We start from the raw sequence: 26,624 nt of genomic DNA, 5'->3' as shown, positions 1-26,624 counted from the left end.
ATATGGAGTTTGCAGCGGTCCTGTTGATCGCCGTGGCGCTGATCGTGGTGGTCACGCTGGCCAAGGCGGTGCGGATCGTGCCGCAGCAGCGCCAGGACGTGGTGGAGCGGCTCGGCAAGTACAAGCGCACCCTGAGCCCCGGCCTGAACCTGCTTGTGCCGTTCGTCGACGCGGTACGCACCAAGGTCGACATGCGTGAGCAGGTGGTCAGCTTCCCGCCGCAGCCGGTGATCACCTCGGACAACCTGGTCGTCTCGATCGACACGGTCCTCTACTTCAAGGTGGTCGACTCGGTCCGGGCCACCTACGAGATCTCCAACTTCCTCCAGGCGATCGAGCAGCTCACCGTCACCACGCTGCGTAACGTGATCGGCTCGCTGGACCTGGAGCGCGCGCTGACCAGCCGCGAGGAGATCAACCGGCACCTGTCCGGCGTGCTGGACGAGACCACCGGCCGCTGGGGCATCAAGGTGACCCGGGTCGAGATCAAGGCGATCGAGCCGCCGCCGAGCATCCGCGACTCGATGGAGAAGCAGATGCGCGCCGAGCGGGACCGCCGCGCCGCCATCCTCAACGCCGAGGGGCACAAGCAGTCCCAGATCCTCACCGCCGAGGGTGAGAAGCAGGCCGCGGTGCTGCGCGCCGACGGTGACCGGCAGGCCCGGATCCTCCAGGCCGAGGGTCAGGCCAAGGCGATCCGCACCGTCTTCGACGCGATCCACACCGCCAACCCGAGCCAGAAGGTGCTGGCCTACCAGTACCTCCAGGCGCTGCCGCAGATCGCCAACGGCACCGCCAACAAGGTCTGGATCGTGCCGACCGAGCTGACCCGGGCCCTGGAGGGCATGGGTGGCGCGTTGGGCGGGCTGGCGAACATGGTCGGCGACCAGCCGTCGCCGGAGGCCGCCCGGACCGCCAGCGAGGTCGAGCGCGAGGCCGCCGAGGCGGCCCAGGCCGCGGCCGTCGCCGCCCAGGAGATCCACGACGAGGTACGCGTGGCGGAGGCGCAGGCCACCGGCGGCACCACGGCGAAGGGCCTGCCGGCCCCGGAGCCGGTATCGCCGGAGTCCCTGCTCAACGACCCGGCGGACCAGCGCGAACGGGGCTGATCCCGGCAAATCCGAGAATCGCTCATCCGGCGCCCCGGCGCCTGCCACCATCGGTCTCAGGGACGGGTGGTGACCAGGGCCGGGGCGTCGTTGCGCGTACCGGGCCACCCGTGGCGCGAGCGAGGTGGCGCATGACGGAACCGGCGAACCGGATCTTCTCCCGTACCCCGGTCCCCGGCGCGCACGACCCCGGCGGACCGCTCGGCTCCCGGCGCACCGGTGGGGGGTTCCGGGTCCTGCCGTTCGTCTCCGAACCGGGGCCGGGGGCCCCGGCCACGGACGCGAGCTGGGCCTGGTCCGTCCGCCGGTTCGCCCGCGCGGCGGTCTGGCTGCTCCCGGCGTACGCGGTCCTCTACGGCGTGGTGGCGATGGCCAGCGACGGCGGAGTGGGCAACGACCCCTATCCGGCCGAGGGCCAGCCGCTCTACCTGGTGGGCTGGGTGCTGTCGGTCTGGCTGGGGCTGCTGGCCCTGCTCGCGCTCACCGGCCTGCTCGCGGCCACCCGCTGCCGCCGCGTCGCGTTGGCCGGGCTGCTGGCCAGCATCGGCGGCATGGTGCTGATGCTGCCGTTCGCCGGGCTGGCCGAGCAGACGCCGGTGTTCGGCCTGACCGCGCGCGGCATCGTGCTGTTCGGGGCCACCTGCTACAGCGCGGGCTGGTTGCTCACCGGTTGGTCGGTGGCCCGCTCCGGGATGTTCTCCTACGGCGACGGCACCATGCTGATGATCGCCGCGCCGCTGCTCGGCCTCGGCGGCGCGCTGATCGGCTCGTTGCAGACGTTCGGCGCGATCTTCGTGCTGGTCGCCGGCATCGGTATCGGCTACCGCAGCGGCCGGCTGGTCCCGGAGACCATCGCCCGCGACGCCGCCAGCGCCAGCGTCGCCGCCCCGCCCCCGTCACCGGACGGCCCGCTTGCCGCCGGTTGACCGGTCCGCGGGCGCCGGCGGGGCTGGACAGTTGCCGTGAGGTAACTGACAGTTGCCTGGCGAAGTGGCCGGTAGGCGGCTTTCGTGGCAATCCTTGGCTCCATGCCGTCTCCCCGGTCGCCACTGTCGCGGCTGTTCACCGTGCTGCTCGCGGGCCTGCTCGCCGGGCTCGTCCTGGCGCTCGCCGCGCTCCCGACCGGCCTGCTCGGCGGGTTCGTCGCCAAGGCGAGCCTCGGCGCGTACGCGGAGCTGCCCGACGCGCTGCGCACCCCCGCGCAGCCGCAGCGCTCCTACCTCTACGCCAACGACGGCAAGACGCTGCTCACCACGTTCTACGACGTGAACCGCACCGACGTGCCGCTGGCCGAGATCGCGCCGGTGATGCGTCAGGCGATCATCTCGGCCGAGGACCGGCGGTTCTACTCGCACGGCGGCGCCGACCTGCGCGGCATCGCCCGCGCGCTGGTGGCCAACGTGAAGGGCGGCGGCACCGAGCAGGGCGGCTCCACGCTGACCATGCAGTACGTCCGCAACGTGCTCAAGACCGACCCCACCCGCACCGCCGAGGAACGGCAGGCCGCCACCGAGCAGACCGTCGGGCGCAAGCTCCAGGAGATCCGGTACGCGAACGCGCTGGAGCAGTCGCTGTCCAAGGACGAGATCCTCAACCGCTACCTCAACATCGCGTACTTCGGTTCCGGCGCGTACGGCGTCGCCGCCGCGAGCCAGCGCTACTTCGGCACGGCGCCGGCGGACCTGACGCTCGGCGAGGCGGCGCTGCTCGCCGGCCTGGTCCAGTCGCCCGACGAGTACAGCCCGATCGACGGCGACAAGGACGCGGCGCTGGCCCGCCGGGCGTACGTGCTCGACTCGATGGCCGAGACCGGCGCGATCACCGCCGCCCAGGCGGCGGCGGCCAAGTCCGAGCCGCTTAGGCTGCGCCCGACCGCCCAGCCCAACGGCTGCACGGCGACCGCGCAGGGCCACGACGACTGGGGCTTCTTCTGCGACTACCTGCGCCAGTGGTGGCTCACCCAGCCGGCGTTCGGGGACACCGCCGACGAGCGCGAGCAGGCGCTGCGCCGCGGCGGCTACCGGGTCGTCACCACGCTCGACCCGAAGATCCAGCAGACCGCGCAGGCGCAGGCCACCAAGGTCTACGGGTACGACGACAAGCGCGCGCTGCCGATCGCCGCGGTCGAGCCCGGCACCGGTCGGGTGCTCGCCATGGCGGTCAACCGGCACTACAGCCTCGCCGACAACCCGGACGGGCAGGCCAACCACCCGAACACGGTCAACCCGCTGATCTCCGGCGGCGCGAGCGTGGACGGCTACCAGGCCGGGTCGACGTTCAAGCTGTTCACCATGCTGGCCGCGCTGGAGGCCGGCAAGCCGCTCGCCACCGGCTTCGACGCGCCGGCCAAGCTGCCCACCCGGTACGCCTCCGACGCCGAGGGCAACTGCGACGGCATGTGGTGCCCGAGCAACGCCAACCCGGAGTGGATGGACGGCTACCGGATGATGTGGGACGGCTTCGGCCGCTCCGTCAACACCTACTTCGTCTGGCTGGCCGAGCAGGTCGGCGAGGACAAGGTGGTGGAGATGGCGCAGCGCCTGGGCATCACGTTCCGGGCCGACTCCGACGCCGCGTTCGCCCGGAACAACGCCGCCAACTGGGGCGCGTTCACGCTCGGCGTGGCCGCCACCACCCCGCTCGACCTGGCCAACGCGTACGCGACGGTGGCCGCCGAGGGCACCTACTGCACGCCGCTGCCGGTGGTCTCGGTCACCGCGCCCGACGGCGACGCGGTCGACGTGGGACAGCCGAACTGCAAGCAGGTGCTCGAACCCGACGTGGCGCGGGCGGCCACCGACGCGGCCCGCTGCCCGGTGGGCCAGCAGTCGGCGTACGGGCAGTGCAATGGCGGCACCGCCACCGGCGTCGACGGGATCGTCGACCGGCCGGTGGCCGGCAAGACGGGCAGCTCGGAGCGGAACGCCACCGAGACGTTCGTCGGGTTCACCCCGCAGGTGGCCGTGGCCGGCATCGCGGCCAACCCGGACGACGCGACCGACCTGGTCGGCTCCGCGGTGCAGGCGAAGGTGATTGACGCGGTGGCCCGGACCATCAAGGCGGCGGTCGCCGGCAAGCCGGTGAAGGACTTCACCGCGCCGAGCCGCGAGCTGGTCGGCGACCCGCAGCGCCCCCAGCCGCGCCCGCAGCCCCAGCAGCCCGCCCAGCCCCGCCCCGACCCCCGGGCCGACCTCCCCGCAGACATCCTCCGCTGGCTCCAGAACCGCAACTAGCCCCCACACCCATCCCACCCCACCCCCTACGCGCTGTTTCACGGAAAGCGGGGTCATTCGCGCCCCGATGGCCACGCTTTCCGTGAAACAGCGGGCACGGGTGTGCGGCGCGCACGGAGGTGTCGGATTCGGGTGGGCGGCTCCGACCCGATCGGGAGGGGCGCTTGGGTGCCCCGTGACGTGGAGGAGCGCAGCATGGGCAAGGTCATCTACTGGGTGCACCAGTCGGTCGACGGCTTCGTCGAGGGACCGAACGGCGAGTTCGACTGGCCGGCGATGGGGGACGAGCTGTCCGCGTACTCCCTGGAGCTGGCCGGGCGGGCCGGCGCGTTCGGGTACGGACGGCGGGTGTGGGAGCTGATGGCCGGCTACTGGCCGCAGGTGGAGTCGATCTCCGACCATCCGCACGACCTGGCGTTCGCGCCGATCTGGCGGCGTACCCCGAAGGTGGTCGTGTCCCGCACGCTCGCCGCGGCCGACCACGGCGCCCGGGTGATCGGCGGCGGCGACCTGGCGGCGGAGCTGGCCGAGGTGCGGGCCGGGCTCGACGGCGACCTGCTGGTCACCGGCGGCACCGGCGCGGCGGCGGCGCTGGCCGCGCTCGGGCTGGTCGACGAGTACCAGGTGATCGTGCATCCGGTGCTGCTCGGTGGTGGGAAGCGGTTGCTGCCCGGCCTCGACCGGCAGGCCCTGCGGCTGGTCGCCACGCGCGGCTTCGACGGCCGGTCGGTGCTGCTGCGCTACGAACGGGCGTGACCGGCCGGGGGTGAGCATCCCGAGCGGGCGTGACCGGCCGGCGGCGAGCATCGCGGGCGGGTGGCGGCGGGAGCGGTCAGCGGCCGCGCCGGCGGGGCCGGTAGGTGGCCACGGTGGCGGGCAGGCCACGCCGGAGGATGCCCGCCCGGTCGCTGTCGCCGCGCAGCAGCGCGGCGGCCGTCTTGCGGGCCTGCTCGGCGGTGAAGTGCGGCGGCAGCATCAGCTCCGCCGGGTCGACCACCGCGTTGACCACCACCGGCCGGTCCGCGCCGAGCACCCGTGGCCACAGGTCGGGCACCTGCTCGGGCGCGTCGACCAGCTCGCCGCCGAGCCCCAGCACCTCCGCCCACCGGTGGTACGCCACGTCCGGCAGGTCCTGGCTGTCCGGGAACCGCGGCGTGCCCTCGCCGGAGCGCTGCTCCCAGCTCACGAACGACAGGTCCCGGTTGTTGAGCACCAGCACCACGAACCGGGGATCCGCCCACTCCCGCCAGTACCTCGCCACCGTGATCAGCTCGTTGACGCCGTTCATCTGCATCGCCCCGTCGCCGAGCAGCGCGATGACCGGGCGGTCCGGGTGGGCGAACTTCGCCGCCAGCGCGTACGGCAGGCCGCCGCCCATGGACAGCAGCGTGCCGGAGAGGCTGGCCAGCATGCCGGGCCGGACCCGCAGGTGCCGGGCGTACCAGGCGGTGGCCGTGCCGCAGTCCACGGCGAGCATGGCGTCGTCGGGCAGCGCGTCGTCGAGCGTGGCGAACAGCGACTGCGGGTTGACCGGGTCGGCCGGCTGCCCGGCCAGCTCCCGCTGGGCGGCCCGCCACTTGCCGGTGGCGTCGGCGATGGTGGCCCGCCAGGCGGTCGGCGCCGGGCCGGGGCCCAGCTCGTCCAGGAGGGCCCGCAGCGTCGGCCCGGCGTCGCCGGTCAGGTTCACCTCGGTCGGGTAGCGCAGCCCCATCCGGCTGCCGTCGAGGTCGATCTGCACCGCCCGGGCCTGCCCCTCGGGCGGGTAGAACTCCGAGTACGGCATCTGGCTGCCGACGATCAGCAGCCGGTCGCACTCCTGCATGAGCTGCCAGCTCGGGCGCGTGCCGAGCAGGCCGATCGCGCCGGTGACCCAGGGCTGCCGGTGGTCCACGGCGGCGAAGCCGAGCAGCGCGGTGGCCACCCCGGCGCCGAGCCGGTCGGCGATCCGGCGTACCTCGTTCTCCGCGCCGAGCGCGCCCTGCCCGACCAGCATGGCCACCCGCTCGCCGCCGCGCAGCGTCTCGGCCGCGAGGCGTACGTCGGCGGCCGGCGGCACGGTCGGCGGGCTGCTCGGCACCGCGCTGGTGTGGTAATACCCGTGCGCGTGGGGCGGCTGCGGCACCGCCGGTTCGTCCTGCACGTCGGCGGGGAGGACCAGGGCGGTCACGGTACGCCGCGCGAGCGCCGTGCGGCAGGCCCGGTCCACCAGGTGCCGAACCTGGGACGGGTCGTCGAGCTGGGCCAGGAAGCCGCCGGCCACGTCCTTGTAGAGCGAGAGCAGGTCCACCTCCTGGTAGTAGCCGCCGCCCTCGGCGGGCAGCGCGGTGTGCCCGAGCAGCGCCACCACCGGCTGGTGGTCGAGCTTGGCGTCGTAGAGGCCGTTGAGCGCGTGGATCGCCCCCGGACCGCTTGTCACCACCACGCAGCCGAGCGGGCCGCCGCCGTACTTGACGTGCGCGCCGGCGGCGAAGCCGGCGGTCTCCTCATGGCGTACCTGGATGAACCGGGCGCGCCCCTCGGCGCGTTGCAGCGCCGACGTCAGGCCGTTGATGCCGTCCCCGGGATAGCCGTAGTAGCGGTGCACGCCCCACTCGGCGAGCCGGGCCACGATGTGATCGGCCACGGTGGCGCCGCGGGGCAGCCGGCCGTCGTCGGGATGGTCCGCGCCCATCGTGGTGGTCCCTCCGTCGGTGTCCGCTTCCCGGCTCTCCGTTCCCCGCCTCGGGCGACGGAAACCCGGCCCGCGCCGGGGGACGGGTCGGGGCACCGGGCAGAATCGTCGGGTGCCCGTCCACGAGATCACCGACCCCGACGACGACCGGATCGCCGACTACCGCGCGTTGACCGACGTGGAGCTGCGGACCCGCTGGGAGCCCCCGCACGGGTTGTTCATCGCCGAGGGGGAGCTGGTGCTGCGGCGGGCGCTGCGGGCCGGTTACCCGGCCCGGTCGTACCTGGTCGACGCGAAGCGGGCGGACCAGCTCGCCGACCTCGACACCGGCGACGCGCCGGTGTACGCGGCCACACCGGCGGTGCTCCAGCGGGCCACCGGCTTCCACGTGCACCGGGGCGTGCTGGCCTCGTTCCACCGCAAGCCGCTGCCGTCGACGGACGAGGTGCTGGCCGCCGCCCGCCGGGTGGTGGTGCTGGAGGACGTCAACAACCACACCAACCTGGGCGCGATCTTCCGGGCCGTGGCGGCGCTCGGGGTGGACGCCGTGCTGCTGTCGCCGACCTGCGCCGACCCGCTCTACCGGCGCAGCGTACGGGTCAGCATGGGCGAGGTGTTCGCGGTGCCGTACGCGAAGCTGGAGCCCTGGCCGGGCGGGCTGGACCGGGTCCGCGCGGCCGGCTTCACGGTGCTGGCCCTGACGCCGGCGCCGGACGCGGTGCCGATCCAGCGGCTGACCGGCGACCAGCGGGCCCGCGCGGCGTTGCTGCTGGGCGCGGAGGGCGCCGGGCTGACGGCGGCGGCGATGGCCGCCAGCGACGTACGCGTGGTGATCCCGATGCGTCGGGGCGTGGATTCGCTGAACGTCGCCGCCGCGACCGCGGTGGCCTGCTGGGAACTCGGCCGCGACGACCCACTGTGACGGTCGCTTGCATGACCATGCGGCTTGGTGCATAATCTTCCTGTGTCCAAGGTCCTCACCTCCCTGCCCACCGGCGAACGTGTCGGCATCGCCTTCTCCGGCGGCCTCGACACCTCGGTCGCGGTCGCGTGGATGCGCGACAAGGGCGCCGTGCCCTGCGCCTACACCGCCGACATCGGCCAGTACGACGAGCCCGACATCGCCTCGGTGCCCGGCCGCGCGCTCAGCTACGGCGCCGAGATCGCCCGGCTGGTCGACTGCCGAGCCGCCCTGGTCGAGGAAGGTCTCGCGGCGCTGACCTGCGGGGCGTTCCACATCCGCTCGGGCGGGCGGGCCTACTTCAACACCACCCCGCTCGGCCGGGCCGTCACCGGCACGCTGCTGGTGCGGGCGATGGTCGCCGACGACGTCCAGATCTGGGGCGACGGCTCGACGTTCAAGGGCAACGACATCGAGCGGTTCTACCGGTACGGCCTGCTGGCCAACCCGCAGCTCCGCATCTACAAGCCGTGGCTCGACACCGCCTTCGTCACCGAACTCGGTGGGCGCAAGGAGATGTCGGAGTGGCTGCTCGACCGTGACCTGCCCTACCGGGACAGCACCGAGAAGGCGTACTCCACCGACGCCAACATCTGGGGCGCCACCCACGAGGCGAAGACGCTGGAGCACCTGGACACCGGCATCGAGACGGTCAGCCCGATCATGGGCGTCCGGTTCTGGGACCCGACGGTGGAGATCCCCACCGAGGACGTCACGATCGGCTTCGACCAGGGCCGCCCGGTGACCATCAACGGCAAGGAGTTCGGCAGCCCGGTCGACCTGGTGCTGGAGGCCAACGCCATCGGCGGCCGGCACGGCCTGGGCATGTCCGACCAGATCGAGAACCGGATCATCGAGGCGAAGAGCCGGGGCATCTACGAGGCGCCCGGCATGGCGCTGCTGCACGCCGCGTACGAGCGGCTGGTCAACGCCATCCACAACGAGGACACCCTGGCCAACTACCACACCGAGGGCCGCCGCCTCGGCCGGCTGATGTACGAGGGGCGCTGGCTCGACCCGCAGGCGCTGATGCTGCGCGAGTCGTTGCAGCGCTGGGTCGGCACGGCGGTCACCGGCGAGGTGACGTTGCGGCTGCGCCGGGGCGAGGACTACTCGATCCTGGACACCACCGGCCCGGCGTTCAGCTACCACCCGGACAAGCTGTCCATGGAACGCACCGAGGACTCGGCGTTCGGCCCGTCGGACCGGATCGGCCAGCTCACCATGCGCAACCTGGACATCGCCGACTCGCGGGCCAAGCTGGAGCAGTACGCCTCGCTCGGCATGGTCGGCGGCACCGCCCCGCAGCGGATGGTCGGCGCCGCGCAGGCGGCCTCGACCGGCCTGATCGGCGCGATGCCCGAGGGCGGCGCGGAGGCCATCGCCTCCCGGGGCGTCCCCTCGGCGGAGGACGAGTGGCTCGACCGCGCCGCGATGGAGTTCGGCGTCGACTGAACCGGGACCGCACGGACGGGGCTTCGGTTCCGGTGGTGACGCAGGGTAGCGTGTCGCCCGTGTTCCCTACCGTGCGTGAGGTGCTCGGCCTGGTGCCGGTGCGCCACGGCGCGCCGCGCCTGGTCGCCGGCGACGCCGGGCTGGACCGCCCGGTGCGGTGGGTGCACGTCACCGAGGTGCCGGACATCGCCACCCTGCTCGGTGGCGGCGAGCTGGTGCTGACCACCGGCATCGGGCTGCCCGCCGACGACGCCGGGCTGCGCGCGTTCGTCGGCGACCTGGCCGACGTCGGGGTCTCCGGGCTGGTCGTGGAGCTGGGCCGCCGCTACGTCGGCGGCGTGCCCCGGGTGATGGCCGCCGCCGCCGAACGGCGCGGACTGCCGCTGGTCGAGCTGCGCCGGGCCACCCCGTTCGTGCGGATCACCGAGGCGGTGCACGCGCTGATCGTCGACGCCCAGCTCACCGAACTGCGGGCCACCGAGGAGATCCACCAACGGTTCACCGAGCTGTCCGTGGAGGGCGCCGAGCCGGCCGAGGTGCTGCGGCAGGCCGCCGAGCTGGCCGGCTGCCCGGTGGTGCTGGAGAACCTGTCCCGGCAGGTGCTCGCGTACGACCCGGCGGGGGAGAACGCGGAACTGCTGCTGGACGGCTGGGAGCAGCACTCCCGCCGGATCCGGCCGGCCGGGCGGACCGCGTACGACCCGGACAGTGGCTGGCTGGTCACCACCGTCGGCGCGCGGGGGCAGGACTGGGGTCGGCTGCTGCTGCGCTGGCCGGCGGCCGAGGCCGCGCCGCCCACCCGGCTCACCATCCTGATCGAGCGGGCCGCCTCCACGCTCGCCCTGGGCCGGCTGATCCGCCGCGACGCCGAGGGCCTGGAACGACAGATCCACCGGACGCTGCTGACCGCGCTCATCGACCACTCCCGCCCGGTGGACGAGGTGGCGCTGCGGGCCAAGGCGCTCGGCGTCACCCTGGACCGGCGGCACCTGGTCGGCGTGGTGGTCCGGCACCGCAGCGACGACCCGGCCGGGGACGCCGGGCCGGACGGCCACGACGATCCCGGTGCGGCGCGCCGCCGTGATCCGGAGGCCGTCGGCCCGGAGGCCGGCCCGGCCCGGCTCCGCGATCTCGCCGAGGCGGTCGGCCAGGCCGTGCGCGAGGCCAAACTGACGGCGCTGACCAGCGCCGTCGACGACCACGCGGTCGGCGCGCTGCTGGCGCTGCCCGACCCGGCCGCCGAGGAGAGGGCGCTCGCCGCGTTCGCCGCCGCGTTGCGTCGGGTACGCCTCGACGCCGCCCCGGCCCGCCCGCCGGCCCCCCGCCCGGCCCGCCCGACGGACGGGGCCGGCCGGGCTGCGGGCACCGGGGGCGTGCGCCCGGTCGACGGGACCGGCCGGGGCGGTGCCACCGGGGGCGTGCGGCCGGTCGACGTGCCGGCCCGTCCGGCGGTCGTCGTGGCGGCCGGCTCCGGGGTGAGCAGCCTGCGCGAGGCACGCCGGTCGCTGGTCGAGGCGCGGCAGATCGCCGAGGCGGCCCGGCGGGACCCGCGTGACCTGCCCTGCTTCCGGCTGCCGCACGTCGGGCTGGCCGGCCTGCTGCACCTGCTGCGGGACGAACCCCGGTTGCAGACGTTCGTGGAGCGGGAACTCGGCCCGCTGCTGGCGTACGACGCGCAGCATCCCCGGGAGCAGTTGCTCGGCACCTTGCGGGCGTACCTGGAGCAGGGCCGCAACAAGTCGGCGGGCGCGGTGGCCGCGCACCTGTCCCGGCCGGCGTTCTACGAGCGGCTGGCCCGCATCGGCCGCATCCTCGACGCCGACCTCGACTCGGTCGACCAGTGCCTCTCCCTGCACGTGGCGCTGCTGGCCCTGGACGCCGTCCGCACCCCGTGACCGGGGCGGGTACGCCGCTCTTTCCCGGAAAGCGGGCCCATGGCGCGCGAAATGGCCACGCTTTCCGGGAAAGAGCGGCCATTCGCGGGGGAGGGGAGGGGTCAGATCAGGGACTGGAGGGTCTTGGCGTAGGGGGCGGGGACGAAGTTCGGGCCGGCGGGGGTGAACACGTCGGAGGTCGCGGCGGCCTGCCAGGCGGTGTCCGGCAGGGCCGCGACCAGGGCGCGCACCACGGGGGCGTCCCGCCACTGGTCCTGCTGCGCGAGCAGGCTCAGCGCCACCACCGACTCCTCCACCTCGCCGACGCACTCGAACGGCTTGTGCCCGTCCACGCCGAGCAGCTCCCGGTAGCCGGGGACCTGGGACTCGTCGGCCAGCAGGTCACCGCCGAAGATGCCGGTGAGCCGTTCGCGGGGCATGAACGGGGCCATGGCCAGGAAGACGAAGCGGCACTTCGGGCAGTTCCGGCACCAGCGCTCGCTCGCGTCGTGCAGCTTGAACGCGGCGTTGCAGCTCGTCACCACCGCGTCGTACCGGTCGATCTCGGCGAACAGCCGGGCGATGTGCAGCTCGGACAGGGAACGCAGGAGCGAGAAGTACGGCTCGGTGAGCCCGGCGTGCTCGGCCAGCGCGGCCCGCAGCAGCCCTTCCGCCTCGACGCCCTTGGACCACTGGTGGTTGATCTCGTGGCCCTGCCAGACCAGGTTCGGGTCGGACGCGGAGCGCTCGTTCGACATCACCACCGGCCCGAGACCGTGCAGCACGGCGGTGGCGACCGCGATCAGCGAGTTGATCGCGGTGACCGGGATGTGCCCGTTGCGGGCCCCGGCCCGGTTCAGCTCGAACAGCACCGGGTCGAGTCGCCGCCGGGCGGCGAGCGGCACCAGGTCGGACGCCTCGTTCACCGAGACGATCACGTGGTTCGGGTTGACCGAGAACGGCACCGGGTCGAGGCCGGCCCGGCGCAGCGCCTCCAGCGTGACGATGGAGTCCTTGCCGCCGCCCACCGCCGACAGCGGACGCCGGTCGGAGTTGTCCCACGGCGCCGCCGTCTCGACGGAACCGGCCGGGACCTCCGGGCGCAGCGTCAACACGTGCGGCAGCGCGTTGCGGTACGCGTACTCGGCGAGGCCCTTGGTGTAGACGGCGGTGACCAGCTCGACGGCGGCGGACCCCAGCGGCGCCGGCAGCACCAGCCGGGGCGGCGCGGCGGCCTTGTAGTAGCTGACGCCGGCGACCACGTGCAGCAGCTCCAGGACCCGGGCCAGCCGCGTCGCGGTGGCGTCGGAGACCGGCTCCGCCGGCAGCGGAAGCGTGATCACCTCGGTGAACCGCTGGTCGCCGTCGGGGCCGGTCAGGGCGTAGTCGAACAGAACCTCACCGGTGGCGAAGTCGATCGAGTACGACGGGAAGGTGAAGGCGGCCATCCGTCCGAGCTGTCCGTTAAGCACAGGTCATACTAGTCCGGACCCACCCGGACGTGAGCAAGGAGATTCGACGTGCGCCTGTCTGACCTGCGCGGACGCTCTGTGGCGATCTGGGGCACGGGGCGTGAGGGCATGGCCGCCGCCCGAGCGGTCGCCGCGCACGGTCCGGCCGGTCTCGTCGCGGTGGACGACCGGGCGAACTTCCTGTCGCTGCCCTGGGAGGGCGCGCTGGCCGAGACCGCCCCGCTGGTCACCGGCGAGCAGGGGCGGCACGCGCTCACCGCCGCCGACGTGGTGGTCCGTTCGCCGGGCGTGCCGCAGACCCACCCGTGGATGATCGAGCTGCGGCAGCGCGGCGTCCCGGTGACGCAGGGCACCGCGCTGTGGATGGCCGACCACGCCGACCGGACCATCGGGGTGACCGGCAGCAAGGGCAAGAGCACCACCTCCAGCCTGATCAGCCATCTGCTGGTCGCCGTCGGCCGGCCGAACGTGTTCGGCGGCAACATCGGCGTGCCCACGCTGGAGCTGCCCGACGCGGAGCTGTACGTGCTGGAACTCTCCAGCTACCAGTGCAGCGACCTGACCGACTCGCCGCGGATCTCCGTGGTCACCGCGTTGTTCCCGGAGCACCTGGACGCGCACGGCGGGGAGCGGGAGTACTACCGGGACAAGCTGAACCTGCTGGCGCACGGCCCGCACGCCGTGGTGGTCAACGGGGCGGACCCCCGGCTCGCCGCGGAGCTCGGCGACCGGGCGGCGGTCCGCGCCGGCTCGCCGGACACCACCCACGTGGCGACCGGCCCGGACGGCACGCCCTGGTTCCACCTGCGGGACACGCCGCTCTTCCCCCGCGCGGTGCTGCCGCTCGTCGGCCGGCACAACGAGGGCAACCTCTGCGTCGCGCTCGCCGTGCTCGACGTGCTCGGCGTCGACGTGGCGGCGCACAAGGACACGCTGGCCGTCGCGGTCGCGGAGTTCCAGGGACTCGCCCACCGGCTCACCGAGATCCCCGACCCGTCCGGGCTCACCTTCGTCGACGACACGCTCGCCACCAGCCCGTACGCGGCCATGCACGCCATCGACGCGTACGACGGGCGGCCGTTGACGGTCATCCTGGGCGGCACCGACCGGGGGGTGGACTACGCGCCGCTCCGCGAGCACCTGGCCGAGCGGGAGATCACCGTGATCGGCATTCCGGACAGCGGCCCGCGGATCATCGAGGCGCTGACCGGGCTGCCGGGCGTGCGGTGCGAGATCGTCGACGACCTGTCCGACGCGGTGCGCCGGGCCCGCAAGATCACCCCGACCGGCGGGGTCGTGCTGTTGTCACCGGCCGCGCCCAGCTACGGCCGGTTCCGCAACTTCGAGCACCGGTCGGAGGCGTTCCGCGAGGCCATCGCGGAGACCATGGCCGGCTGAGCCGCCGCGACAGTGGACTTCGCCTTCGCCACCGCGCCCGGATCGGACCGGCCCAACGAGGACCACGTCGTGGTGTCGGCCGACTGGGCGTTCGTGCTGGACGGCGTCACCCGGCCGCCCGGTCTCGACACCGGCTGCGTACACGGTCCGGCCTGGCTGGTGCGGCAGTTGGGCGACTGCCTGGTGGGCGCGCTGACGGCCGCCCCGGCGGCACCGCTCGACCGGGTCCTGGCCACCGCCATCGACCGGTTGCGGGGCCGCCACGGGGGTCGCTGCGACCTGTCCAACCCGCACAGTCCGTCGTCGACGGTCGCCGTGGTCCGGGCCGCGGACGACCAGGTGGACTATCTGGTGCTGTGCGACTCGTCGGTGGTGTTCGAGAACGCGGACGGCCGCACGGTCGTGCACGACGACCGCACCGACACCCTGCCGGCGTACGACCGGCACACGGTGGCCCGGCTGCGCAACCGGCCGGGCGGCTTCTGGGTGGCGTCGACCGATCCGGCGGCGGCGGCCGAGGCGGTGACCGGCCGGGTGGCCCGGTCCGGGCTGCGTCGGCTGCTGCTCTGCACCGACGGCGTCTCCCGGCTGACCGAGTTCTTCGCGCTCGACTGGGCGGAGGTGTTCGGGATCGCCGAGCGGTCCGGGCCCGGCGCCGTCATCGACACCGTCCGCCGCCACGAGACCGGCCGGCCGGAGCTGTTGGCGCGGCCGGGGCGGGGCCCGGTCAAGCAGCACGACGACGCGACGCTCGCCGTGCTGCTTCCCCGTCCCTGATCCGGCCCCCGGGGCCCCGGGGTTCCGCACGGTGACGGAATCCCGACGGTGGTCTTGTCCCGCCGGGCGGGCGACGGTTCAATACTGCCGTTCTCGCCCACGCCGAGGACGCATCGCCAGGCGTCACCGCACCGGTTCCACGAACGGGCGGCCGGTTCGACGGAAGGTGCCAGCCGTGATCGAGGAGACGGGCGGTCCGATGTCCTCCGAGGACCTGTACCGGACGGCGGCCATGGACGCCAAGACGTTGCAGGACCGGATCCTCACGGCGGCCGGTCCCGGTGTCGACGTCAGTGACGGCCGCGCGCCGGCCCAGGCCCTCGCCGACGCCCTCCTCGCCGTGGTGCAGGACTACCTGGCGCAGACCTCGGACGAGCACGACGTGGAGCTGTTCCTCGAGGTCAACGGCCGGCCGCCGGAGGATCTCGCCGCCTGGCCGGTGACCATCCTGGCGGGCCTCGTCCTGCGCCGGACCCCGGCCGCCGACCGGCACGCGATCGGCGAGCGCGCGGTGCAGATCGCGGCCCGGCGGCTCCGGTCGGCCTCCGGCGCCTGACCGACGGGTGGCGCCGAGGAAGCCGCGGACGGCGGTGAGCCGGTCAGTAGGCTGGCACGGTGACAACCACGTTTGCTGACCTGACCACGATGCGGGTCGGTGGTCCGATCGGTCGCCTGTACGTGCCGGAGACCACCCCCGATCTGCTCGACCTGCTGCGCCGGACCACCGCCGCCGGGGACCCGCTGCTGGTCATGGGCGGCGGTTCGAACCTGGTGGTGGGCGACGTCGGCTGGGACGGGACGGTCGTCAGGTTGGCGACCTCGGAGTTCCGCATCGACGGGGAGCTGGTCACCGCGGCCGCCGGTGTCGAGTGGGACCATCTGGTGGCGGCCACCGTCGACGCGGGGCTCGCCGGCCTGGAGGCGTTGTCCGGCATCCCCGGGCTGGTGGGCGGCACGCCGGTGCAGAACGTCGGCGCGTTCGGCACGGTGACCTCGGACGTGCTCGACTCGCTCTCCGTCTACGACCGGCAGACCGGCGCTCTGGAGCGGTGGACGCCGGAGCGCTGCGGCTTCGGCAGCCACCGGCAGTCCGTCTTCAAGCACAGCGACAGGTGGGTCGTGGTGGAGGTGACGTACCGGCTGCGCCGCAGTGACCAGTCGCGGCCGATCGAGTACGTGGAACTGGCGAAGCGGCTGGGCATCGACGTCGGCGGCACCGCCGCGCCGGCGGACGTCCGCGAGGCCGTGCTCGCGCTGCGGCGCAGCCGCGCCATGGTTCTCGACCCGGCGGACCACGACACCTGGAGCGTCGGGTCGTTCTTCATCAACCCGGTCCTCGCCGAGGTGCCGGAGCAGGCCCGGGAGTGCCCCCGCTATCCGGACGTCAAGGGCACCAAGCTGCCGGCCGCCTGGTTGATCGAGCGGGCCGGCTTCCCCCGGGGCTACGGTCACGACTGGGGCAACGGCACGGTGGCGCTGTCCAGCCGGCACGCGCTCGCGGTGACCAACCGGGGTGGCGCCACCACGGCCGAGGTGATGAAGTTCGCGGCGCACATCCGCGCGGGCGTCGAGGCGCGTTTCGGTATCCGGTTGGGGCCCGAATGCGATCTGGTCAACTGTTCCTTCTGAACGGTCTTTCTCGGCGTGTCGGTTAGCCGACAATGTGCCGGCGTCGATGCGAAGTGGCCGCGGTGATTGCGGTCGAACTGGTCGAAGGGCTGAACGTCCGGCAATTCGCGACCGGATCGGATGAGCGTCGGGCGACCGTTCCGGTGTCGGCACGCCTCCGACGGGCGACTTCCCCGCAGGCGTCCTCGCCTATGGTGACTGTCGATGAACGAGACCGGTGCGCCCGACCCCGACGACATCCTGCAATACGCCATCGACGCGTTGGCCGACATCCGTGAGGCGACGCTCCCGCCGGAGAAATGGGAACAGTTCCGCAGTTGTCTGGTGCTGATGAATGAGGCACTGGATCGGCGCGACCTGGTCGCCGTCAATCGGTGCCGGCAACGGATCGAGGCGCTCGAGAATCTGTTGGGCGCCAAGGCGGACCTCACCAGGGACGTTCGGCAGTCGGTGCCGCTGCGGGGGCAGGCCGATCGGCTGACCGACCGGCTGCGCCGGGAGAAGGGGGACGGGTCGGAACCGGACGGCCGGGGCCGATGAGACTGCACGCGTACGCGCTCAACGCGTACACCTATTTCGACGGCCTCCGGGACACCGGCATCGCGACCCGGATCACCGCCGCCTGCCGCAGCCTCGGCATGCGGGAGCCCGACCGGGTGCCGCTCGTGCGCGGCGACGGCCTGCGGGCCCGGCAGTTCCTCACCGCCCCGGGCGCCGGCACCCGGCAGGCGCTGCGGTACACCACAGCCCGCCTCGACGCGTTCCTGGTCTGCCTGGCGCCGGTCGACGGCACCGCGGACTGGCGCGACCTCGACCGGACGTGGCGGACGGCGGTGGGCGCGACGGCCGACGAGGACTGCACCGGTCGGGTGCGGCTGTTCTACGCGCTGTACGACGGCGACGGTGACGCCGACCGGCTCGCCGCCGCGGCGGAGGCCGCGCTGCCGGCCGGCGCGGACCTCCGTGGGGCGGAACCGACCGAGCCGGTGCCGGGCACCTGGCTGTGGGAGGTTCCGTCGCCCGACCCGGCTCGCCTGGAACGCGTCCTCGTGCTGCTGGCGCCGACCGCCGGCGAGTCGCTGAGCGACTCCTGGGTGTGGCCGGACGGCGACGCGCGACTCCGGCCGCTGCCCGGCTACCTCTGGGAGATGGCCAAGGTCCGCCACGAGGCCCGCCGGTTCGCGGAGCGCCGCTCGCCGGACCGACAGGCGCGGTTGTACGACCTCGCGTCCCGCGTCGAGGCCGGTGAGCGGGCCGACCCCGAACCGACCGAGGCCCGGGAGGAGCGGCTCCGGAAACTCCGGCGGGAGACGGCGTTGGGCGCCGCCGACGAGGCCGACCTGCGCATCATGTCCCGGACGGTCACGGCCGAGGAGCACAACGCCCGGATCTGGCTGCGCGACTGGGCGGACACGCTCGCGGTGCCGGACCGCCTCGCCTGGATCGAGGGCCTGGCCGGGCCGGTGGCCGCGGACCTGGCGTACGTGGCCTGGCTGCTGACCGAGATCGACGACGCGGCGGACACGGCGCGCAACACGGTGGCCTACGCGGAGCCGATGGCGCAGATCGGCGCCGCCGACCTGGAACGGCGGTTGCGTGCCCTCGCCGAACGCAACGAGTTCCTCACCGCGCTGCACACGTCGGTCCTCGCCGCCGTCGGCCTGCTGCTGGCCGCGTCCCAGTCGCTCAGCTACGACTGGCCGATGTACGCGTCGCTGCGGGCGCCGTTCATCGTCTCGGTGGCCGCCGGTGGGCTGTTCCTGCTGCTCGCCGCGGCGCTCCGGTCGACCCGCCGGCGTTGGGTCGGCCTGGCCGCCGCCGGCTTCGCCGCCTCGGTGACCTGGTTCGTGGTGACCTGGCTGGTCCGGTGGCAGACCGCGCATCCGCCCGCCGCACCGCTCACCCGCGGCTGGTCGGCCGCCGCCGCGGCGGTGGCGCTCGCCGGCTGGCTGGTCCGCCGGGCGATCCGGTCCCGACGTGAACTGCGATGAACCCATCCCGACCGTGTGCGACGACGACCGCAGGAGGATCCGTGACCGTGATGAGCGCCGAGCGCCTCGAGGAACTCTGCCTTGCCCTGCGCCGGGGCGAGATCACCTGCGACGACGACCTGGTGGCCGCCATCGAGGCCGACGTGGTGGCGTACGACCGTGACCCGCGTACCCAGGTGCCGCCCGACGACGTCGCCGAGCTGTTGCCGCTGATGGGCTGGCTGATGTACGAGGCGACCTGGTCGGCCCTGGAGCGGATCCCGAACCGGCGGGGGAGCGACGGCGACCGGGACCGGAATCACGAGTGGATCCTGCGGGTCGCGAACGCCGCCCTCGACCTGCCGTGGCCGGAGTACGCCCCGCGGTCGTTGGGCGCGTTGCGTTCGTTGGCGCTCGCCGAGTCGAAGGAGGACACGCAGGCGTCCTACGACCGCGCGCAGGCCTTTCACCAGAAGGCACGCAACCGGCACGCCAGTTGTCTCTCCTACCACCGGGATCCGAAGAACGTCCCCTCCCCGTTCGCCGGATTCGAGCTGCACTACGACGAGATGCTGCTCCAGTTGGTGCTGGCGGAGACCGGGACCGCGTGCCGGATCGCCGAGCGGGTGATCGACAGGTGGGCGGAGGAGTTCGCGGCCGAGGGCGACGACGCGGACCGGCAGCGCCGCGAGGAACGCGTACAGATGATCTTCAGTGATCTGGCGGAGGGCGCGACCCGGGGCGAGGAGGCGCTCACGGCGGCCGAGCGCGTCGCGGAGCACGGCTTCGTCGACAGGCCGACGAAGGAGCGGCTGGCGCTGCCCACCAGCTTCGTCAACCCGGGCATCATGACCGCCCGGGCCATCCTGCTGATGCTGGGGTTGTCTCCGGAGATGCAGCGGCTCGGGTACTTCCCGCTCGGCGACGACGAGTCCTGGGACGACAGTCGGAAGGCCCTGGCGGCCCGCTTCGACCACGCCTATTCCAAGATCGAGAGGCCGATCCTGACCAGCGGGGGCGAGCCGCAGGAGCTGCGGCACGGCCTCCGGCTCGCCGTGGTGCAGATCCGGTTGGCCGCCGGCCTGCTGATGCCGGGCCACCGGCTGCCCAGCACGCTGTCCTTCGCGCCGTGCCTGGCGCACGAGGTGCTCGACGACGACGCCGTGGAAGCCATGTCCGCCTGGCTGACGGAGCCGGTCACCGACGCGAAGGGCCGCGAGACGCAGCGCAGCCACCTGCGTGGGTTCGGCGGCTCGGTCATGCCCAACTTCTTCGACGGCGTCGAGGAGTGCCGCGTCGCGTTCGGCGGCCGGCCCGGCTACCGCGCGTGGCGCGCACGCTGGTTCATCCTCGACAAGTACGCCAACGAGCCGGGCCGGGCCGGGCGGGTGTCGGCCGTGCTGGGCCGGCCGGTGAACCGGACCCGCCCTATCTGACGTAGGCGTTGAACAGCGCCCAGTTCGCCACCGGCTCGCCCAACCGCAGGTAGTGCAGTTGGGCGAGCCGGAGCGCGTGGTCGAGGCGGATCCCGGACCGCCGGATGAGCCCCACGAGATGGGCGGCCATCCGGCTGGCCGGGAGTTTCGCCACCTCCTCGATCGCGGCGGCGACGGACCGCCCACCACCGGCCAGCACCGCCACCACGAGGCCGACCGGCTCGATGTCCGCCACGTTGGTCACCGCGCCGACCTGACAGGACACCATCAGCGTCGACGCCGGCCAGCGCAGGGCCAACGCGTACGCGGCGGACAACTGCGCCCCGGTGTCGGTCTCCTCCGGCAGGATCAGGTGCTGCCCGAGGCCGTGGCCGGTGCCGTGCGCCTTGACGTGGAGCAGTCCGCACTCCGTTCCCCGCCGGAGGGCCACGCTGATCCGCGGGGACGCGTGGGCCGTGGGTTCCTGTTCGTCGAACGGGCAGCGGCTCAGCGGGACGTCCCCCCGGTTCAGGTTCCAGGCTCTGCGTTCCAGGTTGTCCGACGGGCCGTCGTGGGCCAGCGGCACCAGCCGGACCAGCGCCGGGCCGGTGACCACCGGGGGCGGCGAGCCGGACAGGCAGGTCAGCACCGGGGTGTGGGTGAGCACGGCCCGGCGCACCAGCCGGGTGCCCCCACTGTCGAGCACCAGCGCCGCCCAGGGCACCAGGCACAGCTCCTGGTGCGCCGAGATCACCAGTTCCAGCGGGTCCCCGGTCACCGCGTCGAGCCGGCCGCGCAGCTCGGCGGGGAGCAGGTCGAGGGCCAGCCGGTGCCAGTCCGGGTCACCCAGGTCGAGGTCGATCGGCGCCTGCGGGTCCCGGGCCCGCCGACCGGCGACGTAGGCGGCGAGCTGCGCACCCGGGGTGAACCGTTCGAAGAAGACACCGTCGCCCGGGGTGATCAGCGCGCGGAACCAGTTCGTCCCCGTGGCGAGGCTGTCCGGCAGGGCGGCGAAGTCGAGCGCGTACCTGTCGTCCAACGCGCGGCGCAGGGTGGTCAGGTCCGTCGGGGTGGGCAGCGTCATCTCCGCGAAGATCGGGTTCACCCGCTTCTCGATCCGCCGGTGCAGGGTGTCGATCTCCCGGTTCTGCTCCTCCCGCTGAACCCGCACCGCACGCGCGTCCGCCCGGTGGTCGAGGGGGTCGTCCCGTTCGGCCTTCAGCACGTCGTCGATCAGGCCCTGAAGCTGGTTGGGCAGCAACGACACCTCGGCCCGCATCTGCGCGGCCAGCCCGGTCTGCTTGGCCGCCAGGCACATGCGCAGTCCCAGCTCGGCGGCGGCCGGACCGGGCAGGGCCGCGGCCAGCAGCGCGATGTCGCCGTAGACCCGGCGGAACGCCGTCGACAACGGGGTACGGGCCCGGGAGATCACCCCCCATCGGCTCCGGATCCCCTCGGCGACCGTCAGCGCCCGCCCCGCGAGCCCGACCGCGCGATCGTTCCCGTGCCCGGTCAGCGCGAGCAGCTCGGCGAGCGTGAGCGCCAGCGACAACTCGTAGACGTCGTGCTGGGGGTCGGCGATCCGGAACTCCTCCAGATGCGCCAGCGCCGCGGTCATCCGGGTGACGGCTTCGTCGGTGTCGCCGGTGGCCTGGTCGGCCAGCGCCAGGATGAAGCCGTAGCGGTGCCGGGTCGAGTAGGAGCTGGCCTCGGTCGACTCCCAGTAGGTCTGGGCCAGCTCGCCGAGCGCGCTGTGCACCTCGGCGGCCTGGCCCAGCTCCAGCAGGCAGGCGCCGGTCTCGAAGTCGACGTCGCCGGCGCACGGCTCCGCGCCGCTGGCGAAGAAGAACTCGCGGTCCAGGGCCGCCGCCAGGGCCAACGCGTCCGCGGGTCGCCCCGACGCCCGGAGGCTGCGGATCAGCCGGTAGGTCACGGTGACCTCGGTCCACCTGTCACGCACCGGCCCGTCGGCCGGACGGATCTCGGCGAGCGCCGTCCCGTACAGCTCCTCGACGGCGGGCGTCGCGGCCAGCGGATGACCCAGGTAGGCGCAGAACCGCAGGATGGTGGCCGCGTTCGCGTTGCCGTCGCTGCGGAATGACCAGTCGTGGTCGACCTGTCCCGTCCATTCGCGGCGGGTGGTCGCCTCCACCAGGTACCGCTCGACCGCGATCCGGAGCAACGCCTCCTCGTTGTCGAACACCCGGGCCTTGTGGTCGTCCTTGCGCACGATGACCAACGCCTGCTCGGCGTCGTGGGCGAGCCGCAGCATGGTGTCGCGGGCCAGGGCGCGGCGTACCGCGTCGGCGAGGGCCTGGGTCACGTCGGGACACTCCACTTCCGGTGGTCGCGATGACGTCGGCAGCGCGGCCCGCAGCTCGGACAGGCCAGCATGCCGGCGAGGGCACGCAGGGCCGCCGCGTCGGGCGTGGCGACCAGGTGGACGTACGGCAGGCTGCCCACCAGCGCCGGCGCGTACGGGGTGAACCCGGGATCGCCGGCCTTCGGGTGTCCCCAGATCACCGCGTGGGCCAGCCGGGACAGTCGGCTGACCTGGGCCACCAGGGGCGTCGGATCGGCCAGCTCCCACCCGTCGGAGACGATCACCAGGTGCGCCGAGCGCACGACGCGGTGGCCGCCCCACACCCGGCCGAAGGCGGTGACGGCGCTCCCGAGCCGGGTGCCGGCGTCCCAGTCCGTGCGGCGGGCGGCCAGCGCGCGCATCGCCGCCTGCGGATCGCGGGACCGCAGCTCCCGGGTGATCCGGTCGAGCCGGGTGCCGATGGTGAACACCTCGGTGGTCAGCGGTGCGGCGGCGACCGCCGCGTACCCGAACCGCAGCAGCAGAGCGCGGTACGCCCGCATCGAGTAGCTGAGGTCGAGCAGCAGGACCAGGCGACGTCGCGCGTGGAGACGACGGCGGTACCACAGCCGGGTCGGCTCACCCGCGGTGCGCATCATCGTCCGCGCGGTGCGGGGCACGTCGACGTGCCGCCGCCCGCCGGAAGCACGGCGCATCGTGCGGCGCAGCGGAACCGCCGTGGTGAACGCCGCGACGAAGGACGCCAGTTCGGCGCGGTCGGCGGCGCTCAACGTCCACGGTGGGGCGGTCGCCAGCCGCTCGCCGGAGCCGGCCCGGGAACGGGCCGATCCCGGATCGGCGGTGTCGTCCCGACCCGGCTCCTCGACCGTCGCCGGGCGGACCCGCGCGGGGCCGGGCAGCGCGGAGTCACCCGGCCCGGTGGACGCGGCCGGCCCGAACCAGGCGGCGAACGCGGCGTCGAAGACGGGCAGGTCCTCGCGGCGCGAGCACAACGTCAACCGGGTCGCCCAGTAGACGGCGTCCCGGTCGAGCCGCTCGTACGCGCCGAGCGCGCGCATCGCGGTGGTCACCCGCGCCACCTCGACGCGGAGCCCGTCGGCGCGGAGCCGACCGGCGAACCCGACCAGGTCGCGGACCGGGTCGTCGTCCGGCGTCACGGGGCCTCCGCGCGCAGGACGTCGCGGACGGTCTCCTGGTCCTCGCGCTGCTTCACCAGCACCCCGAGCGCGTCGTCGGCGGCCTCGGCGACGGTGCGCCGGCCGAGCGCCGCGGCGGCCCGGGCGAAGGCGATCGACTCGGCGACCCCGGGCGGCCGCACCAACGACAGGTGCCGCAGCTTGGCCATGGCGGCCGCGATCTGCGTGGCCAACGGAGTGTCCGCCACCTCCGGCACGTTGCGCCGGATGATCTCCGCCTCGTCCGCTTCGGTGGGATGGTCGACCCAGTGGTAGACGCACCGCCGTTTGAGGGCGCCGTGCACCTCCCGGGTGCCGTTGGAGGTGAGGACCACGAACGGCGGCTCGTCGATCGTGATGGTCTGGTAGTCGGGAATGGTGAGCGTCTCGCCTTCGAGGACCTCCAGCAGGAAGGCCTCGAACTCGTCGTCGGCCCGGTCGATCTCGTCGATGAGCAACACCGACGGACGTTGCTGCACGGCCCGCAGAATGGGCCGGGGGATCAGGAACTCCTTGCGGTAGATCGACTCGCCGTCCGGCGTGCCGCGCAGATGCAGCAGTTGGCGGGTGAAGTCCCACTCGTAGAGCGCCTGGGACCGGTCGATGCCGCTGTGGCACTGCAACCGGATCGGGGTGACGCCGAGCAGCTCGGCGATCTTCCTGGCCAGCACCGTCTTTCCCACGCCCGGGTCGCCTTCGAGGAACAGCGGCAGCTTGAGTTTCATCGCGAGGAAGACCGCCGCGGCGAGTCCGGGATCGGCCAGGTAGTTCAACCTCGCGAGTTCCTCCGCGATCCGTTCCGGGGTGGAGAAGGAAGCGTTCGGCATCGGTCGAGATTCGGCCCGGGGCCGCACGCCTGTCGATCCTATGAACGGGTGACCCGCCGATACCGGTCGACCGAGCGGGCGCGCCACGACACGTGCGGACCGGCCCGCCGGGCGGGTCCTGCCGATCGATTCCGCGGGTGTCGCGAATGCGGTGGGGCCGGCCGGGCGACGTGCTGTCGAATCCGTGTTGACCGGCCACGATGCACGGTCCGACGCCGGGAGCGCCAGCGACCGACGGACGTCGTTGTCGTCTAGAGTGCGAGGCGCGGTCGCGACTTCTCGGCCCGTCCGCGACGAGTTCCGCGAAGGAGAAACATGGTCAGTTTCGACGCTGTCGCCCTTCCGACTTGCGAGCCGAATTTCCGTCCGCAGGCGACGACCGAGCAGATCCTCGCCTGGATCTCGTCGCCGCCGATGCGGGCGCTGGTCGAGGAGTACGGCGACGCCCTGCCGTCGGCCGACGTCGGCGAGCTGCTGGAGTGGCTCGACGCGTTCTCCGACCGGCACTGGGACTTCCGCAAGCGGGGCAACGTCGAGCGCGACCAGGTGACCGCGCCGACGTTCGAGCCGGCCCGGGCGGCGCTCGTGCTCGCCGCGGCGACCGCCCTGCGTCTCGTCGAGCCGGTCGACCCGCCCCGCGCGGCGTACGACCACCTGCTCGTCCTGGGTGGTCTCGGGCGGGCCTGCCTGCAACGCACCGAGTACGCTGCCCGGCTCGTCCGCGACGGTGTCGTCTCCGTCGGCGAGGTGGCGGCGCTGGGCAGCTTCCGACCGCTCACCGAGCCGGAGACCACGCTGCCCGGCCTGGCCGACGGTCGGTTCGAGATGGACGCGATGGACGTCGGCGCGCGCCACGCGTTCGGGCTCACCGAGCCGGCGCGCGACGAGTCCTCCGAGGGGGCCGTGACGCACCGGTCCTGGCGGGTGCGCACCTACCGCCCCGCCGACGGTCCGCCGGTGCAGGTGCTCGCCGCGCCGTCCAGCGAGCCCGAGCTGCGTCGCGCCAACACCCCCGACACGTACGACTTCTGGGCCCGGCGCTCCCGCCTCCGCCCGTCGGACCGGATCCTCGTCGTCACCTCGCCGATCTACGTGCCGTTCCAGCACAGCGACGCGATCCGCATGCTGGCGGCGCGCTACGGCTGCGGGATCGACACGGTCGGGTTCGATCCGGCGCAGGCCACCGTGCCGCTCGCGCCGGACGCCACCAACCCCGACCGCTACCTCCAGGAGATCCGGTCCGGGATCCTGTCGATGCAGCGGTTGCACCGGGCGCTGGCCGGGAGTCTGGCCGCGTGACGGCGACGGTCTTCGCCGCGGTGCCGTTGCCCACCACCGGGCCGCCGGCGGGCCGGGCGGACGGGGCCGGCGTCGGCTCCGGTCCACCGGACCGGGCCGGGATCGCCGAGGGGATCGCCTCCTGGGTGGACTCACCGGCCCTGGCCGCGCTGCTGGCCGAGTTCGGTGGTGGACCGCGGCCGGTCGGTCCGCTCGGCGACCGGCTGGACGCGCTGGAGGAGTTCTCCGCCCGGTGGGACCACCGCAAGGGGCGGCTGGAGCGGCACCAGGTGGTGGGGGAGAGCTTCGCCGCCGACACCGACGCGCGCATCCGGTCGGCGGCGAGGTCGTTGGGTCTGGCCGGCCGGGTGACGCCGCGGGGCCGGTCGTTCGACCACGTCCTGGTGCTCGGTGGTGGCGTCCGCACCATGATGGCCCGCGCGCACCTGGCCGCCACGATCCTGCGTCGGGGGGTCCGCGCCGGCTCGGTCGCGGGGCTGGGCAGCCTGCGGCCGATTCCGGAGCAGAACGTGGTCGCCGCCGGGCTCGGGCTGGGCGCCGTCGCGACCGAGGGCGACGCGGTCGACGAGGCGCTGCGGCACGCTTTCGGCGCGGCGCCCGCCACCGAGCGGCACTCCGGCACGACCGGGGCCGGCCAGCCCTGGTGGGTCCGGTCCCACCGGGACGTGGACCCGCCGGTGCACGTGCTGGCCGCACCGTCGACCCGGCCGGGGGAGCGGGCCAACACGGCGGACACGTTGGTCGGCTGGGCGGAGCTGGTGCGGCCGGCGTCGGTCGGCGCGCGGCTGCTGGTGGTCACGACCGACATCTTCGTGCCGTTCCAGCACTGTGACGCGGTCCGGCTGCTGGGCCTGCGGTACGGCTGCGCGGTGGAGACGGTGGGCTTCGACAGCGGCGACGACCCCTGGGTCCCGCCGCCGGCGACCTCCGCGATCCTTCAGGAGGTCCGGTCCGCCATCCGGTCCATGCGGGTGTTGTACCAGGCGGTCGCCTGAGCGTGCCCGTCGCCGCGTCGACCGGCCCGTCCCGGTCGGGT

Annotated in this window: 21 protein-coding genes; 16 read left to right on the top strand and 5 right to left on the bottom strand. The window is 73.6% G+C overall.

Features of this window, described 5'->3' with window-relative positions; all coding sequences use genetic code 11:
- Positions 1 to 2: 2 nt before the first annotated feature.
- The 4 genes from OG767_RS22150 (at position 3) to OG767_RS22135 (ending at position 5,098) form a co-directional block, all read left to right on the top strand.
- Positions 3 to 1,109 (top strand): SPFH domain-containing protein, encoded by a 1,107-nt coding sequence (locus OG767_RS22150; protein ID WP_405090330.1) that lies wholly within the window; start codon positions 3 to 5, stop codon positions 1,107 to 1,109.
- Positions 1,110 to 1,240: 131 nt separating this feature from the next.
- Positions 1,241 to 2,035: a hypothetical protein gene (locus OG767_RS22145; protein WP_405090329.1), complete on the top strand. Its 795-nt coding sequence runs from the start codon at positions 1,241 to 1,243 to the stop codon at positions 2,033 to 2,035.
- A 102-nt stretch (positions 2,036 to 2,137) separates the two neighbouring features.
- A complete protein-coding gene (locus OG767_RS22140; RefSeq protein WP_405090328.1) occupies positions 2,138 to 4,342 on the top strand; it encodes a transglycosylase domain-containing protein in 2,205 nt (734 codons plus the stop codon).
- A gap of 168 nt (positions 4,343 to 4,510) precedes the next feature.
- Positions 4,511 to 5,098: a dihydrofolate reductase family protein gene (locus tag OG767_RS22135; RefSeq protein WP_405090327.1), complete on the top strand. Its 588-nt coding sequence runs from the start codon at positions 4,511 to 4,513 to the stop codon at positions 5,096 to 5,098.
- 76 nt (positions 5,099 to 5,174) lie between these two features.
- On the opposite strand, the gene OG767_RS22130 is transcribed toward OG767_RS22135, so the two are convergent.
- Complete coding sequence (locus OG767_RS22130) at positions 5,175 to 7,013, bottom strand: thiamine pyrophosphate-requiring protein (RefSeq protein ID WP_405090326.1); 1,839 nt, start codon at positions 7,011 to 7,013, stop codon at positions 5,175 to 5,177.
- A 112-nt stretch (positions 7,014 to 7,125) separates the two neighbouring features.
- Between OG767_RS22130 and OG767_RS22125 the strand changes: the two genes are divergently transcribed.
- The 3 genes from OG767_RS22125 to OG767_RS22115 are packed head-to-tail and all read left to right on the top strand — an operon-like array spanning position 7,126 to position 11,324.
- Positions 7,126 to 7,935, top strand: coding sequence for a TrmH family RNA methyltransferase (locus OG767_RS22125; RefSeq protein WP_405090325.1), 810 nt, complete (start codon positions 7,126 to 7,128; stop codon positions 7,933 to 7,935).
- Positions 7,936 to 7,977: 42 nt separating this feature from the next.
- Entirely contained in the window at positions 7,978 to 9,429 is a 1,452-nt protein-coding gene (argG, locus tag OG767_RS22120) for an argininosuccinate synthase (protein WP_281938741.1), read from the top strand.
- A gap of 50 nt (positions 9,430 to 9,479) precedes the next feature.
- Positions 9,480 to 11,324, top strand: a complete 1,845-nt coding sequence (locus OG767_RS22115) for a PucR family transcriptional regulator (protein WP_405090324.1) — start codon at positions 9,480 to 9,482, stop codon at positions 11,322 to 11,324.
- 101 nt (positions 11,325 to 11,425) lie between these two features.
- Here the strand turns inward: OG767_RS22115 and OG767_RS22110 are convergent, their stop codons facing one another.
- Positions 11,426 to 12,775, bottom strand: a complete 1,350-nt coding sequence (locus OG767_RS22110) for a hypothetical protein (protein WP_405090323.1) — start codon at positions 12,773 to 12,775, stop codon at positions 11,426 to 11,428.
- 48 nt (positions 12,776 to 12,823) lie between these two features.
- Between OG767_RS22110 and murD the strand changes: the two genes are divergently transcribed.
- The 7 genes from murD to OG767_RS22075 all read left to right on the top strand — a co-directional run bounded on the left by murD (position 12,824) and on the right by OG767_RS22075 (position 19,985).
- The gene (gene murD / locus OG767_RS22105) at positions 12,824 to 14,173 is read left to right on the top strand and encodes a UDP-N-acetylmuramoyl-L-alanine--D-glutamate ligase (RefSeq protein WP_405090322.1); all 1,350 of its coding nucleotides are present in this window, start codon (positions 12,824 to 12,826) and stop codon (positions 14,171 to 14,173) included.
- A 12-nt stretch (positions 14,174 to 14,185) separates the two neighbouring features.
- Positions 14,186 to 14,950: a protein phosphatase 2C domain-containing protein gene (locus tag OG767_RS22100; RefSeq protein ID WP_405090321.1), complete on the top strand. Its 765-nt coding sequence runs from the start codon at positions 14,186 to 14,188 to the stop codon at positions 14,948 to 14,950.
- Positions 14,951 to 15,125: 175 nt separating this feature from the next.
- Positions 15,126 to 15,506 (top strand): hypothetical protein, encoded by a 381-nt coding sequence (locus tag OG767_RS22095; RefSeq protein ID WP_405090320.1) that lies wholly within the window; start codon positions 15,126 to 15,128, stop codon positions 15,504 to 15,506.
- A gap of 59 nt (positions 15,507 to 15,565) precedes the next feature.
- Positions 15,566 to 16,579, top strand: a complete 1,014-nt coding sequence (locus tag OG767_RS22090; RefSeq protein ID WP_405090319.1) for a UDP-N-acetylmuramate dehydrogenase — start codon at positions 15,566 to 15,568, stop codon at positions 16,577 to 16,579.
- A gap of 204 nt (positions 16,580 to 16,783) precedes the next feature.
- Positions 16,784 to 17,119: a CATRA system-associated protein gene (locus OG767_RS22085; RefSeq protein ID WP_405090318.1), complete on the top strand. Its 336-nt coding sequence runs from the start codon at positions 16,784 to 16,786 to the stop codon at positions 17,117 to 17,119.
- Positions 17,116 to 18,570, top strand: coding sequence for a CATRA conflict system CASPASE/TPR repeat-associated protein (locus tag OG767_RS22080; RefSeq protein ID WP_405090317.1), 1,455 nt, complete (start codon positions 17,116 to 17,118; stop codon positions 18,568 to 18,570). Before OG767_RS22085 ends, OG767_RS22080 begins: the two co-directional genes overlap by 4 nt.
- Positions 18,571 to 18,611: 41 nt before the next feature.
- Entirely contained in the window at positions 18,612 to 19,985 is a 1,374-nt protein-coding gene (locus tag OG767_RS22075; protein WP_405090316.1) for a hypothetical protein, read from the top strand.
- Here OG767_RS22075 and OG767_RS22070 read toward each other — a convergent pair.
- Genes OG767_RS22070 through OG767_RS22060 form a run of 3 tightly spaced genes read right to left on the bottom strand, consistent with a single transcriptional unit; the run spans position 19,978 to position 24,289 of the window.
- On the bottom strand, positions 19,978 to 22,287 hold the full coding sequence (locus tag OG767_RS22070) for a CHAT domain-containing protein (RefSeq protein ID WP_405090315.1): 2,310 nt from the start codon (positions 22,285 to 22,287) through the stop codon (positions 19,978 to 19,980). The genes OG767_RS22075 and OG767_RS22070 overlap by 8 nt on opposite strands.
- A complete protein-coding gene (locus tag OG767_RS22065; protein WP_405090314.1) occupies positions 22,284 to 23,444 on the bottom strand; it encodes a VWA domain-containing protein in 1,161 nt (386 codons plus the stop codon). The genes OG767_RS22070 and OG767_RS22065 overlap by 4 nt, the downstream gene beginning before the upstream one ends.
- Complete coding sequence (locus OG767_RS22060) at positions 23,441 to 24,289, bottom strand: AAA family ATPase (RefSeq protein ID WP_405090313.1); 849 nt, start codon at positions 24,287 to 24,289, stop codon at positions 23,441 to 23,443. The genes OG767_RS22065 and OG767_RS22060 overlap by 4 nt, the downstream gene beginning before the upstream one ends.
- 315 nt (positions 24,290 to 24,604) lie before the next feature.
- On the opposite strand from OG767_RS22060, the gene OG767_RS22055 reads away from it, so the two are divergent.
- Positions 24,605 to 25,588 (top strand): hypothetical protein, encoded by a 984-nt coding sequence (locus OG767_RS22055; RefSeq protein ID WP_405090312.1) that lies wholly within the window; start codon positions 24,605 to 24,607, stop codon positions 25,586 to 25,588.
- Positions 25,585 to 26,583: a hypothetical protein gene (locus OG767_RS22050; RefSeq protein ID WP_405090311.1), complete on the top strand. Its 999-nt coding sequence runs from the start codon at positions 25,585 to 25,587 to the stop codon at positions 26,581 to 26,583. Before OG767_RS22055 ends, OG767_RS22050 begins: the two co-directional genes overlap by 4 nt.
- Positions 26,584 to 26,624: the final 41 nt, after the last annotated feature.

It is taken from the genome of Micromonospora sp. NBC_01392 (genome assembly GCF_045040125.1).
Lineage (GTDB): Bacteria > Actinomycetota > Actinomycetes > Mycobacteriales > Micromonosporaceae > Micromonospora.
The sequence above is the reverse complement of the archived record's forward strand: the minus strand, read 5'-3'. Positions and strand labels throughout refer to the sequence as shown.